Source organism: Burkholderia sp. AU17457 (assembly GCF_002223255.1).
Classification (GTDB): domain Bacteria; phylum Pseudomonadota; class Gammaproteobacteria; order Burkholderiales; family Burkholderiaceae; genus Burkholderia; species Burkholderia sola.
Genome location: NZ_NKFB01000004.1, coordinates 470,634 through 483,587 on the forward strand (window position 1 = coordinate 470,634; position 12,954 = coordinate 483,587).

Annotated in this window: 13 protein-coding genes; 7 read left to right on the forward strand and 6 right to left on the reverse strand. The window is 67.5% G+C overall.

Features of this window, described 5'->3' with window-relative positions:
* The first annotated feature begins 119 nt into the window (after positions 1-119).
* On the forward strand, positions 120-365 hold the full coding sequence (locus tag CFB49_RS14500; protein ID WP_006483256.1) for a DUF1272 domain-containing protein: 246 nt from the start codon (positions 120-122) through the stop codon (positions 363-365).
* A 35-nt stretch (positions 366-400) separates the two neighbouring features.
* Here CFB49_RS14500 and CFB49_RS14505 read toward each other — a convergent pair whose 3' ends face one another.
* Complete coding sequence (locus CFB49_RS14505; protein ID WP_089491632.1) at positions 401-1,084, reverse strand: FadR/GntR family transcriptional regulator; 684 nt, start codon at positions 1,082-1,084, stop codon at positions 401-403.
* A 145-nt stretch (positions 1,085-1,229) separates the two neighbouring features.
* Between CFB49_RS14505 and dgoD the strand changes: the two genes are divergently transcribed.
* Entirely contained in the window at positions 1,230-2,378 is a 1,149-nt protein-coding gene (dgoD, locus tag CFB49_RS14510; protein WP_034208311.1) for a galactonate dehydratase, read from the forward strand.
* A gap of 133 nt (positions 2,379-2,511) precedes the next feature.
* Here the strand turns inward: dgoD and CFB49_RS14515 are convergent, their stop codons facing one another.
* On the reverse strand, positions 2,512-3,444 hold the full coding sequence (locus CFB49_RS14515; protein ID WP_069619626.1) for a CopD family protein: 933 nt from the start codon (positions 3,442-3,444) through the stop codon (positions 2,512-2,514).
* A 390-nt stretch (positions 3,445-3,834) separates the two neighbouring features.
* On the opposite strand from CFB49_RS14515, the gene CFB49_RS14520 reads away from it, so the two are divergent.
* From CFB49_RS14520 to CFB49_RS14530, 3 genes are all read left to right on the forward strand, one after another.
* Positions 3,835-4,599, forward strand: a complete 765-nt coding sequence (locus CFB49_RS14520; protein ID WP_050014600.1) for a c-type cytochrome — start codon at positions 3,835-3,837, stop codon at positions 4,597-4,599.
* A 19-nt stretch (positions 4,600-4,618) separates the two neighbouring features.
* Positions 4,619-5,917: a c-type cytochrome gene (locus CFB49_RS14525; RefSeq protein ID WP_006477897.1), complete on the forward strand. Its 1,299-nt coding sequence runs from the start codon at positions 4,619-4,621 to the stop codon at positions 5,915-5,917.
* Between the two features lie 137 nt (positions 5,918-6,054).
* Positions 6,055-7,494, forward strand: coding sequence for a DEAD/DEAH box helicase (locus CFB49_RS14530; protein WP_069619625.1), 1,440 nt, complete (start codon positions 6,055-6,057; stop codon positions 7,492-7,494).
* Here CFB49_RS14530 and CFB49_RS14535 read toward each other — a convergent pair.
* The 3 genes from CFB49_RS14535 to CFB49_RS14545 all read right to left on the reverse strand — a co-directional run bounded on the left by CFB49_RS14535 (position 7,488) and on the right by CFB49_RS14545 (position 10,859).
* Complete coding sequence (locus CFB49_RS14535) at positions 7,488-7,994, reverse strand: hypothetical protein (protein ID WP_089491633.1); 507 nt, start codon at positions 7,992-7,994, stop codon at positions 7,488-7,490. The two genes, CFB49_RS14530 and CFB49_RS14535, sit on opposite strands and share 7 nt — an antisense overlap.
* Before the next feature lie 70 nt (positions 7,995-8,064).
* Entirely contained in the window at positions 8,065-8,892 is an 828-nt protein-coding gene (locus CFB49_RS14540; RefSeq protein WP_011546143.1) for a ferritin-like domain-containing protein, read from the reverse strand.
* A 326-nt stretch (positions 8,893-9,218) separates the two neighbouring features.
* Positions 9,219-10,859, reverse strand: coding sequence for a gamma-glutamyltransferase family protein (locus CFB49_RS14545; protein WP_089491634.1), 1,641 nt, complete (start codon positions 10,857-10,859; stop codon positions 9,219-9,221).
* 211 nt (positions 10,860-11,070) lie between these two features.
* Here CFB49_RS14545 and CFB49_RS14550 point away from each other — a divergent pair, with 211 nt between their 5' ends.
* Positions 11,071-11,850 (forward strand): DeoR/GlpR family DNA-binding transcription regulator, encoded by a 780-nt coding sequence (locus CFB49_RS14550; RefSeq protein WP_069619622.1) that lies wholly within the window; start codon positions 11,071-11,073, stop codon positions 11,848-11,850.
* A 300-nt stretch (positions 11,851-12,150) separates the two neighbouring features.
* Positions 12,151-12,348 carry a hypothetical protein gene (locus tag CFB49_RS14555; RefSeq protein ID WP_050014609.1) on the forward strand — a complete coding sequence of 66 codons (198 nt, stop codon included), beginning with the start codon at positions 12,151-12,153 and terminating at the stop codon, positions 12,346-12,348.
* Positions 12,349-12,442: 94 nt separating this feature from the next.
* Here the strand turns inward: CFB49_RS14555 and CFB49_RS14560 are convergent, their stop codons facing one another.
* Complete coding sequence (locus CFB49_RS14560; protein WP_179234904.1) at positions 12,443-12,811, reverse strand: hypothetical protein; 369 nt, start codon at positions 12,809-12,811, stop codon at positions 12,443-12,445.
* Between the last annotated feature and the right edge of the window lie 143 nt (positions 12,812-12,954).

Genomic DNA, 12,954 nt, shown 5'->3' on the forward strand with positions numbered 1-12,954 from the left:
CACCGGCGCCCAGGCGGGACGCCGTTGGCCGGGCCGATCCAAACGCGTACAGTAGCGCTCGCATGCGCCGCACGCAATGTCCGGGCGGCGCCCATCCCTCGTCGACCCAGGAGACCATCATGCTCGAACTGCGCCCCGGCTGCGAATGCTGCGACAAGGACCTGCCGCCCGATTCGGCGGAAGCACGCATCTGTACGTTTGAATGTACGTTTTGCGCGACTTGCGCGGACGACGTGCTGAAGGGCCGCTGCCCGAATTGCGGCGGCGACCTGGTCGCGCGGCCGCGGCGGCCGGCGAGCCTGCTCGCGAAGTACCCGCCGTCAACGGAGCGCATCCACAAGCCGGGCGGCTGCGCGAACGCCTGACGGTACGCTGCGGGGCGCCGCCCGCCCCGCTCCCGTCACGACAGCTCGATCCGCGCGCGCGTCACCGCGAGCAGCGTCGCCATCGCGCGGCGCGCGCCGTTCTCGTCGCGTACGCGGATCGCGTCGCTGACGGCCGCATGCTCGGCAAGCGACGCGTTGTACACGTCCGCCCGGCGCGCATTCAATTGCAGTTGCGCCTCGAGCGTGCGATCGATCAGCGCGCCGAGCGGCACCAGCAACTCGTTGCCGCCGGCCTCCAGCACGCTCAGGTGAAAGTGCAGGTCGGCGCGCACCCATTCGTCGACGTTGCGCGCGGCGGCCATCGCGCGCACCGCGCCATCGATCGCGTCGAATGCTTCGGGCGTACGGGTGCGCGCGGCGAGCGCGGCCGCGTGCGGCTCGATCATCTCGCGCATCTCCTGCAGCTTCAGCGCGAACGCGAGCGGCGGCGCGACCCGCGCATACCAGTCGAGCAGGTCGGCATCGAGCAGGTTCCACGCACGGCGGGGCCGCACGCGCGTGCCGACCTTCGGCCGCGATTCGACCAGCCCCTTCGACGTCAGCGTGCGCAGCGCCTCGCGCATCACCGTGCGGCTCACGCCGTACATCTCCATCAGGTCGGGTTCCCTCGGCAGCAGCGATTCGGGCGGATAGTCGCCGCGCAGGATCGCCGTCGCGAGCCGGAAGGCCGTCTGTCCATGCAGGTCGCGTTGAATGATCGTTCTCCGTCGGGCGGCTGCCCACTATCTGCACATTAATGCTATTAATACTATTTTTTGTTCGACTACGCTAGGATAACCGCGAAAGCACGGATCGTGCGCCGCGCCCGCGCGGGCGCGCCGGTCAATCATGGAGACACGCGTCATGAAAATCACCCGCCTCGAAACGTTCGTCGTCCCGCCCCGGTGGCTGTTCCTCAAGATCGAAACCGACGAGGGCATCATCGGCTGGGGCGAGCCGGTCGTCGAAGGCCGCGCGCACACGGTCGAGGCCGCCGTGCACGAACTGGCCGACTATCTCGTCGGCCGCGACCCGCTCTTGATCGAGGATCACTGGCAGGTGATGTACCGCGCCGGCTTCTACCGCGGCGGCCCGATCATGATGAGCGCGATCGCGGGCGTCGACCAGGCGCTGTGGGACATCAAGGGCAAGCATCACGGCGTGCCCGTGCATGCGCTGCTCGGCGGCCAGGTGCGCGATCGCATCAAGGTGTATTCGTGGATCGGCGGCGATCGGCCGAGCGACGTCGCGAACAACGCACGCGCGGTGGTCGAACGCGGCTTCAAGGCCGTGAAGATGAACGGCTCCGAGGAGCTGCAGATCGTCGACACCTACGACAAGGTCGAGCAGGTGATCGCGAACGTCGCGGCGGTGCGCGATGCGGTCGGCCCGCACGTCGGGATCGGCGTCGACTTCCACGGCCGCGTGCACAAGCCGATGGCGAAGGTGCTCGCGAAGGAACTCGATCCGTACAAGCTGATGTTCATCGAGGAACCGGTGCTGTCGGAGAATGCCGAGGCGCTGCGCGACATCGTCAACCAGACCAACACACCGATCGCGCTCGGCGAGCGGCTCTACTCCCGCTGGGACTTCAAGCACATCCTCGCGGGCGGCTACGTCGACATCATCCAGCCGGACGCATCGCACGCCGGCGGCATCACCGAGTGCCGCAAGATCGCGACGCTCGCGGAAAGCTACGACGTCGCGCTCGCGCTGCATTGCCCGCTCGGGCCGATCGCGCTCGCCGCGTGCCTGCAGCTCGACGCGGTCAGCTACAACGCGTTCATCCAGGAACAGAGCCTCGGCATCCATTACAACCAGGGCAACGACCTGCTCGACTATCTGCGCAATCCCGAGGTGTTCCGCTACGAGGACGGCTTCGTCGCGATCCCGCAAGGCCCGGGGCTCGGCATCGACGTGAACGAGGAGAAGGTGCGCGAGATGGCGAAGACCGGCCATCGCTGGCGCAACCCGGTGTGGCGCCACGCGGACGGCAGCGTCGCCGAGTGGTGATGAACGCTTGAGATAAGAAAGATGTGTGGCGCGGCGCGCGCCGCGCAGTGCGTTCGACACGGCCGCCCCGACACGGCGGCCGTTCTTGCATCCGTACCACGCATGCGGCGCCCCGCCCTGCGCCGTTCGGCCGTCAGCCGAGCGCCGCGAACCCCGGCACGCTGAACGACAGCACGGCCGCCGCGACGAACACGCCAATCATCGTCATCCCTTCGAGATGCAGGATGTTGCGGAACGTGTACGCGTCCTCGGTCGACGCGGTGCGGCGCAGGCGCGGCAGCGCCGAGAAGCGGTTGAGCCCGCCGAGCACGAGCGCGAGCGCGACGAGCAGCAGCTTCAGCAGCAACACGCGCCCCCACGTGCTGCCGTCGAGCGGCGCGAGCGAGCCGCCGAGCCCGCGGATCGCGTTGAGCACGCCGGTGCCGAGCACGAAGACGACCGCGACGATCGACGTGCGCGACAGGTGCTGGCCGATGCGGATCAATGCGCCGCGCGCGACCGACGTCCCGAGCGCCGGCAGCACCGCGAGCCCGCCCGCGAGCACGAGGCCGCCCCACACGGCGGTGGCCAGCAGGTGCAGCGTCTGCACGCCGACCGCCGCGGACAGCACGCCGCTATCGGCCGCATGGCCGAGCGACGCCTTGCCGGCCGCGACCACGATCACGGCGAGCCACAGCACCGCATGCGCGACCGGGCCGTCCGGCTTCGCGAGCGCGACGATCGCGAGCAGCACCGCGCCGGCGAACGCGACGCTCCACGCGAAGCCCGTATGCGTCTGCATCAGCATGACGGGAATCGCGGCGAACGCGCCGCCGAGCCCCGCGCCGCTCATCGCCGCGGCTTCGTAGACGAGCCAGCCGAGATCGGCGAGCACGAGCGCCAGCGCCGCCGCGACGAGCGAATGTTGCGCGCGCAGCCATGCGGGGTGCGACGGCGCAATGACCGGCCGCGCGCCGTCCTTGCCGAGCCACGCCTTGAACAGCGCCGAGCCGACCGCCATCGCGAACGCCGCATCCATCAGCGCCGCGAGCGCGACCTGACCGATCCACAAGCTGTCGAACTTCATCGCGCACGCCCTCCCGCAAGCGGCAGGCCGGCAGTGCGGCGGCAACGGGGCGGACGGCGGGACGGACGGCGGGAGGCAGGCAACGGCACGGTAGAAAACGTCATCGATGAATCCGGAAACGGGAGAAACGACTGGACCTGCGGCGGAGGCGGCGCCGCGCGACCCGCGAGTGTACGGTCTTCGATGGGGAAAACGCACGCCGGTTCACATGACGCCGGCGCAATGCGCGTCAAATTGTCGCAAGTCGCAAACGGACAGGAACCGATGTCCTTTTGCCAAATAGCCGTCATTACCCATCGATGATAGAATGCCGCGTCGCAGCAGCCCGGCTGTCCTGCCGTCCATGCGCCGAGCCGATCGTAGCCCGGACAAGGTCCCCGACGAATAAACATGGAGTCTCGTGTGTCTTCAAGACGCCTCTTCCGTCCGCTGCTCGCCGTTCTGATGATCGGCGGCGCGGGCCTTATGAGCGCTGCCCAAGCGCAGACCAAGCCCACGGAGCAAGCGCACGCCCAGCAGGCGCCGCTCAAGGCACCCGATACCATGGCCGAGCGCGTGCGCGGCTGTACCGCATGCCACGGCGTCCACGGCCAGGGCACGGACAACGACTACTTCCCGCGTCTTGCCGGCAAGCCGGCCGAGTACCTGTACAACCAGCTCGTCAACTTCCGCGACGGCCGGCGCAAGTACCCGCCGATGAACTATCTGCTGACGTACCTGAACGACGATTACCTGAAGGAAATCGCCGAGCACTTCTCGGCCGAACGTCCGCCGTACCCGACGCCGGCGAAGCCGACGCTGCCGGCCGCGACGCTCGCACGCGGCAAGCAGCTCGTCACGCAAGGCGACCCGTCGCGCAAGCTGCCGGCCTGCGTGGCCTGCCACGGCGCAGGGCTGACCGGCATGCAGCCGGCGATCCCGGGCCTCGTCGGCCTGCACGCCGATTACCTGAGCGCGCAGCTCGGCGCATGGCGCTCGGGCAACCGCCACGCGAAGGCGCCCGATTGCATGCACGACATCGCCGCGAAGCTTTCCGACGAAGACGTGACGGCCGTGACCGCGTGGCTCGCCGCGCAACCGGCGCCCGCCAACCCCGTGCCGGCCCCGGCGCGTTCGATGAAGACTCCGCTCGCCTGCGGCAGCGAACCGCAATAAGGCAAGGGAGACAGACACAATGAAACGCAAGTCCCTGTTTGCACTCTCGGCCGTCGCGATCGTCGCGGCTGCCGCCCTCGTGCCGGTCCTGTGGCCGGGCAACGACACGCTGCACGGCGCTGCCGCCGTCGCGGCCACGCCGGCCGACCAGGCCGCGCTGATCAAGAAGGGCGAATACCTCGCGCGCGTCGGCGACTGTATCGCGTGCCACACCGTGCGCGGCGGCAAGTCGTTCGCGGGCGGCCTGCCGATGGCGACGCCGTTCGGCACGATGTACACGCCGAACATCACGCCCGACGACCAGAACGGTATCGGCAAGTGGACGTCGGACGACTTCTACCGTGCAATGCACACGGGTCGCTCGAAGGACGGCAGCCTGCTGTACCCGGGTTTCCCGTTCGCGAGCTACACGAAGGTCACGCGCGCCGATTCGGACGCGATCTACGCGTACCTGCGTTCGGTCCCGCCGGTGTCGGTGCCGAGCCGTCCGCACGAACTGAAGTTCCCGTTCAACAACCGCAACCTGCTGATCGGCTGGCGCACGCTGTTCTTCAAGGAAGGCGAGTACAAGCCGGATCCGACGAAGTCGGTCGAATGGAACCGCGGCGCGTATCTCGTCGAAGGTCTCGGCCACTGCTCGATGTGCCACACGTCGATCAACATGATGGGCGGCCCGGTGAGCTCGTCGGCGTTCGCCGGCGGCCTGATCCCGCTGCAGAACTGGTATGCGCCGTCGCTGACGAACGACAAGGAACTCGGCCTCGGCGACTGGCACGTGCAGGAGCTGTCCGACCTGCTGCAAGCCGGCGTGTCGCAGAAGGGTGCGGTATTCGGCCCGATGGCGGACGTGGTCCACAACAGCCTGCAGTACATGACCGACGAAGATACGCGCGCGATGTCGACGTACCTGAAGTCGATCCCGCAGAAGGCTGAAGCGCCGAAGAACATGCAGTACGAGCCGTCGAAGCAGTTCGGCAACGCGCTGTTCGACCAGGGCAAGAAGATCTACGCGGACAACTGCGCGACCTGCCACGCCGAGACCGGCGCGGGCAAGCCGCCGGCCTATCCGCCGCTCGCGGGCAACCACTCGATCATGATGGAATCGGCCGTCAACCCGATCCGCATGGTGCTGAATGGCGGCTATCCGCCGAGCACGTTCAAGAATCCGCGTCCGTACGGGATGCCGCCGTTCGCGCAGTCGCTGTCGAACCAGGAAGTCGCGGCGGTCGTCACGTATATCCGGATGTCTTGGGGTAACAACGGTACGCCGATCTCGCCGCAACAGGTGAGCGATCTGCGTTCCGCGCCGCTCGACTAAGAAGCGGCTCACACAAACGGGGCGCGGCTGCGGGAAACCGCGGCCGCGCCCTTTTGCTTTTTGGCTGTTTTGCGATGCAGGTTTGACGCGCGGGCCGCGCGACGCATCGCCGATCATAAAACTCAAGAGTGGTATCTATGTCTTTCGAATCTCTCGGCCTGGCCGAACCGCTGGTCAAGGCGGTCAACGAGCTCGGCTACACGTCGCCGACCCCGATCCAGCAGCAGGCGATCCCGGCCGTCCTCGGCGGCGGCGACCTGCTCGCCGGCGCGCAAACCGGCACCGGCAAGACCGCCGGCTTCACGCTGCCGATCCTGCAACGCCTGCACACGTTCTACGCGGAGCACCGTGGCGCGAAGCGCGCGGTCCGCGCGCTGATCCTCACGCCGACGCGCGAACTCGCCGCCCAGGTCGAGGAAAGCGTGCGCGCGTACAGCAAGTACCTGAAGCTGCGTTCGACCGTGATGTTCGGCGGCGTCAGCATCAATCCGCAGATCGATGCGCTCAAGCGCGGCGTCGACATCGTCGTCGCGACGCCGGGGCGCCTGCTCGACCACATGCAGCAGAAGACCATCGACCTGTCGGATCTCGACATCCTCGTGCTCGACGAAGCCGACCGGATGCTCGACATGGGGTTCATCCACGACATCAAGCGCGTGCTCGCGAAGCTGCCGCCGCAGCGCCAGAACCTGCTGTTCTCGGCCACTTTCTCCGATGAAATCAAGGCGCTCGCCGACAGCCTGCTCGACTCGCCCGCGCTGATCGAGGTCGCCCGCCGCAACACGACCGCCGAGAGCGTCGCGCAGAAGATCCACCCGGTCGACCGCGACCGCAAGCGCGAGCTGCTCACGCACCTGATCCGCGAACACAACTGGTTCCAGGTGCTGGTGTTCACGCGCACCAAGCACGGCGCGAACCGGCTCGCCGAGCAGTTGACGAAGGACGGCATCAGCGCGATGGCGATCCACGGCAACAAGAGCCAGTCGGCGCGTACGCGCGCGCTGGCCGAGTTCAAGAACAGCACGCTGCAGGTGCTCGTCGCGACCGATATCGCCGCGCGCGGGATCGACATCGACCAGTTGCCGCACGTCGTCAACTTCGACCTGCCGAACGTGCCCGAGGATTACGTGCACCGGATCGGCCGCACGGGCCGCGCCGGCGCGACCGGCGAAGCCGTGTCGCTCGTGTGCGTCGACGAGAAGCAGCTGCTGCGCGACATCGAGCGGCTGATCAAGCGCGAGATCCCGCAGGAAGTGATCGCGGGCTTCGAACCCGATCCGAACGCGAAACCGGAGCCGATCCAGCAGCGCCGCGGCCAGCAGCAACCGCGCGGCGGCGGCAATCGCCAGCCGCGTGCCGGCGGCTCAGGCCAGCCTGCCGCGAAACGCGACGGCAACGCGCAACCGAAGGCGACGCAGCAGAAGGCCGCGAAGCCGCGCACGCAAGGCGGCGCCGGTGCCGGTGGCAATGGCGGCGGACGTCCGGCAGGCGGCGGCAACGGCGCCCGCCCGGCAAGCGGCAATGCCGCGCATCCGAACCGCAACCGTTCGTCGCGCAGCGGCCAGCGCGGTCACTGAAGCCGCGCGGCCGCGCGCCGCAGGTGCTCGATCTGGCGTCGCCAGCGTGCGAGCACCGCGGCGCGCTCCCCTTCCAGCGTGAACGTGACGCCTGTCGCGAGACGCGCATAGCCCACCCGCTGCGCATCGCCGTGCGCGATCGTCGCAGCGAATCCGGCCAATCCGCCGACATCCCCTTCGAGCGGCATCATCTCCAGTTGCGCCTGAAAGAACGCACCGTCCGCGACGAGCGTCAACGCGGCCATACGCCGTTGCGCGATCGCGCGCGCCGCCCGCGACTGCGGCCAGAGCGCGATCAGCAGCGTGCGCGCATCGTGCGCATAGATCTCGCCGACGCCGAGCAGCGTCGTGCGCAGCTGGCCATCGTCGGTCGCGACGATCAGCGACGCGGCAATGTCCGCGTGACGCTCGAGCGCGGTGCCGTCGAACAGCGACACGACGGCGGACGGCCACGCGTCGAACGTCCATTGTTCGAGTGCGTGGCGATGAGTATCGGTCATGATGGCGTGGCCCGGCTGCGGATCGGATGAGGAAGTGCCAGCATACGCGCGACGGGCCGCGCCGCGGCGATCAGCGCAGGAAAACGTGCCGCGTGATCTTCGTGAGCGGATAGTGGACGCCCGGCTGGATCTTCGCGGGCAGGTCGAGCGGCTTGAGCAGCATCTTCACGCACATGTCGGCCGACAGGTTGCGGCGGACCAGCGAATTGATGCGCGCGGCGCGCTCGCGGTTGTACTGGCTGTCGCCGACGCGGTCCGGATAGCGGATCGCGAACACGTGGCGCAGCGCGATCTCGGAATCCTCGTTCTTGATTTCCATCACGCGGCGCGCGAGCGCACCGAGCACCGCGAGCCGGCCGTTGCCTTCGACCTGGTTGTACTTCTTGAAGAACTTGAAGAAGTGCTTGTAGTGACGCACTTCGTCCGTGCGGATGTTGTCGGTGATTTCCTTCAGCACCGGCTCGTCCGAGCATTCGTTGATCGCGCGATAGAGCGTGGCCGTGCCCGTCTCGACGACGCAGCGCGCGACCATTTCGAGCGCGCGGGTTTTTTCGAACGCCTCGACCGAACAGGTCTTCGAATACTCGGCGAAGAAATTCGCGAAGGCCGTATCCCAGTCGAACTCGGGCCACACGTGCGCGATGTACGCCTTCAGTGCGCGGCCGTGCTGCAATTCTTCGGGCTCCCATGCATTGTTGAGCCATGCGGAGACTTCCGGATCGTCATTGAAGAATTCGCTCAGATTGCTCGTATAGAGATCCGAGCCGCTCTCGATGAACGACGACGCGCACAGCAGCAGCAGCAGATCCTCGTTCGCGGCGGCACGCTGGCGATCGATCCGGTTCAGGTCGATGTCCTCGATACGCCACGGCATCACATGCGTCGTTTTGGTGTCCATGGTAGTGCGCTCCCAGTCGTCGCGCGGAGGCCGGCCCATGCCTGGGGCACAGGCGCCAGCCGATCCGCAGGCGGCGTTTTACTTGCGTTTATAGTGAGTCGGTCCGGCCGAACCATCCTGGCATCTTAGCCGGACTTTGAAGTTCGTGCTCCAGAGCACTGACCATACCCGACGAGCGCAGTTCCACGGCGTCTGTTGCCGTTCGTTAGACGAGTCCTTCAAACCGCTTGCGCGCGTTCGATGGTATGCGGCGCGCCAAACGAAACGGGCGGCCGCCGGGCCGCCCGTGATGGGGAAAAACTGCAGCGCGAGCTGGAAGCGATCCGTCAGAAACCGGCCGCGAGCCCGTCGCGCCGGCTGTCGCTCGCGGCCACGTAGCCGCGCTCCGGATCGTCGGGATCGAGGCGCCACACGAACTGCCCCGAACCGAAATCCATGTAAGGATCGTCGATCGACTGGATCGTATGGCCGCGGGCGGCCAGCGCGTCGACCGTCGCGCGGTTCATCGTCGCCTCGACGTCGAGCGTGAAGTCGCGGTTGACCTTCCAGCGCGGCGCGCAACACGCGGCCTGCGGCTGCTGGCCATAGCCGAGCATCCGCACGATGGTCTGCAGGTGGCCCTGCGGCTGCATGTCGCCGCCCATCACGCCGAAGCTCATCACGGCCTCGGTGCGGCCGTCGGCCTCCTCGGTGACGAACGCCGGGATGATCGTGTGGAACGGCCGCTTGCCGCCCGCGACGACGTTCGGCGAAGCCGGGTCCATCGAGAAGCCGTGCCCGCGGTTCTGCAGCGCAATGCCGGTGCCGGGCACGACGAGCCCCGAGCCGAAGCCCATGTAGTTCGACTGGATGAAGCTCACCATCATCCCGCGCTCGTCGGCCGCCGACAGGTAGATCGTGCCGCCCGAACGCGGACGGCCGGCGGCGAAGTGCGTCGCACGCGCGCGATCGATCAGCTTCGCGCGTTCGGCGAGATACGCATCGTCGAGCATCTGTTCGGGCGTGACGTCCATCGCGCGCGGATCGGCGACGTAGCGATAGACGTCCGCGAACGCGAGTTTCATCGCCTCGATCTGCAGATGCTGCGAATCGACCGAGTCGACCGGCCACTCGGTCACGCCCGCATGCTCGGCGATGCCGAGCGCGATCAGCGCGGCAATGCCCTGCCCGTTCGGCGGGATCTCGTGAATCGTGTGACGGCCGAAACGCTTGCCGATCGGCTCGACCCATTCCGGCCGGTACGCGCGCAGGTCGGCTTCGGTCAGCGCGCCGCCGCCTTCGCGCGCGAACGCGGCGATGCGCTCGGCGAGCGCGCCTTCGTAGAACGCCCGCGCGCCGTCCTTCGCGAGCGTGCGCAGCGTCTGCGCATGACCGGGCAGGCACACGCGTTCGCCGACGAGCGGCGCGCGGCCGCGCGGCATGAAGGTGTCCGCGAAACCGGGCAGCCCCTGCAGTTCGGGGACGGCCGCCGCCCACTTGTGCGCGACGATCGGCGGCACCGAATAGCCGCGCTCCGCGATCTCGATCGCCGGCTCGAGCAGGTCCGCGAACGGCAGCGAACCGAACTTCGCGTGCAGCGCTTCCCAGCCCGCGATCACGCCCGGCACGGTAACGGTGTCCCAGCCGCGCGTCGGCTTGTTCGCGATGCCGCGCGCATCCTCGCCGTGGCGCTTGCGGAAGTAGTCGACGTTCCATGCGGCCGGCGCGACGCCCGATGCGTTGAGCCCCGACAGTCGCTCGCCATCCCAGACGAGCGCGAACGCATCGCCGCCGAGCCCGCACGACACGGGCTCGACGACCGTGATCGCGGCGGCCGCGGCCAGCGCCGCGTCGACCGCGTTGCCGCCCTTCCACAGCATCCGCAGCCCGGCCTGCGCGGCAAGCGGGTGCGACGTCGACACGACATTGCGCGCGAACACCGGAATACGGGTCGACGGATACGGGTTGTGCCAGTTGAAGCCACTCATCGAGACCACCTCGTCGAAAGCTGAATGAACGGGCCCGCGCGAGCGGGCAATCCGCCATTCCAGCGCGATCGGCGCGATCGCACAAATTCATTTGTCACATGAATCCATGTAGTTTCCGCATGAATCGTGCGCGCCGATGTCCGGCAGGCCGGCCGAACGCCGTTGCCGCCCTTACAATACCCGCTCCGTCTCACGACACGACCATCGAGCCATGACCCGAGATCCCCGCCTCACCCTCAACGCGCGCCAGCAGGAATTGCTCGAATGGGTGCAGCGCGACGGCTTCGTGACCGTCGACGATCTCGCCGCGCACTTCGCGGTCACGCCGCAGACGATCCGCCGCGACGTGAACTGGCTCGCCGACCTGAACCTGCTGCGCCGCTACCATGGCGGCGCGAGCCTGCCGACCAGCTCGGAGAACGTGTCGTACACCGCGCGCCAGCGGATGTTCCACGACGAGAAGCGGCGCATCGCGGCGCTCGCGGCGTCGCACATCCCCGACCAGGCGTCGCTGTTCATCAACCTCGGCACGACGACCGAGGAAGTCGCGCGCGCGCTGAACCGCCATCACGGGCTGCACGTGATCACGAACAACCTGAACGTCGCGTCGATGATGAGCGGCTATCCCGACTGCGAGGTGCTGATCACGGGCGGCATCGTGCGGCCGTGGGACAAGGGCATCGTCGGCGAGCTCGCGATCGACTTCATCCGGCAGTTCAAGGTCGACTACGCGATCATCGGCACGTCGGCGATCGAGGCCGACGGCACGCTGCGCGATTTCGACACACGCGAGGTACGCGTCGCCGAGGCGATCATGCAGCATGCGCGCACGGTCTACCTCGTCACCGATCATTCGAAGGTCGGCCGCCCGGCGCTCGTGCGCCAGGGCCATCTGAGCCAGGTGCACGCGCTCTTCACCGACAAGCCGCTGCCGCCCGAGATGGACGACACGGTGGCCGCCGCCGGCACCCAGGTGTACGTCGCGGAATGACGGTCGCGATGCTGCACCGCACCTGAAACTTCAAGTGAAATCAAGAAGTTGGCGCCGCGCACGAACCGCTTGTGGCATGCGCTTCTGTCAAACGGAAAATTAACGGGGCACGATTTGTCGTTGCGTGCGCGCTCGACTAGACTCCAGTTCCCCGGCCCGTTCGCCGATCCGCCTGTGCCAGGGCGGTGCGAATTGCAGGGCCGGCGAATACAGCTTTCCCCCCAAGCCATACCCCCGCGGGTATCGCGCGTCGGCGTATGCGCCGGCCGCGCGGGCAGTCCGATTGCCATGGAGAGAACGATGCTGAGTCCGCATGAATTCGCCACGCTCTTGCTTGTGAAGGACGCGCCTGATCAGCGCGACATGGATCGGGATGAACTGGACATCCTGCTCGAACAACAGCTCGTCCGCCTGGAAGGGCTCGGCTCGGGGCGCAGATACTGCGTGACCGAGACCGGCGACGCCACGCTGCGATCCGTCAAGTACCGCTATTCGTAAGCCCCGCTGTTCCCGACCTTGACCTGATCGCGCGGCCGGCATCCGGCCGCGCGATCGTTCCCGCCTCCCGCCTGCCCGTTCGCCGCCGCCGGCTTCAACCGCCGCGCAGCGTCGGATCGACCGCCGCCCGCCAGCTGATGGCCTGTGCGCGTGCGTCGTTGAAATACGCGATCCAGCCCGCGCGTGCCGCCGCGTCAGGCGCCACATAGTGGATCGAAAGTTCGTTTACGAACGCACAATAGTTTGCTTCGGTCAGCCCGCGATAGCGTTTCGCGACGTACGCGTCGTACAGCGTCGAATAGACCGGCTGCGCGTCCGCGCCCCAGTCGCGCGCGGCGCCGCCGCACGACGTCTGCAGGTCGACGAGCGACGGCGCGCGCCAATTGCCGGCGAGCGGCGGCGTACCCGCGCCGCACCCCGCCAGAAGGATGGCGCACACGCCGGCCCACATCCCAATACGCATGATTCACCTCGCGAAACGGTCGATTTCGCCAGTATCGTCCGGGATCGTGTCGCGCGCTACTGGCCCCGCTTTTTCGAACTTTACTTTTTCGATTTCGTTCGTTAAATTTCGAATTCGAACATTTCATGTTCGCCTCATTTCAA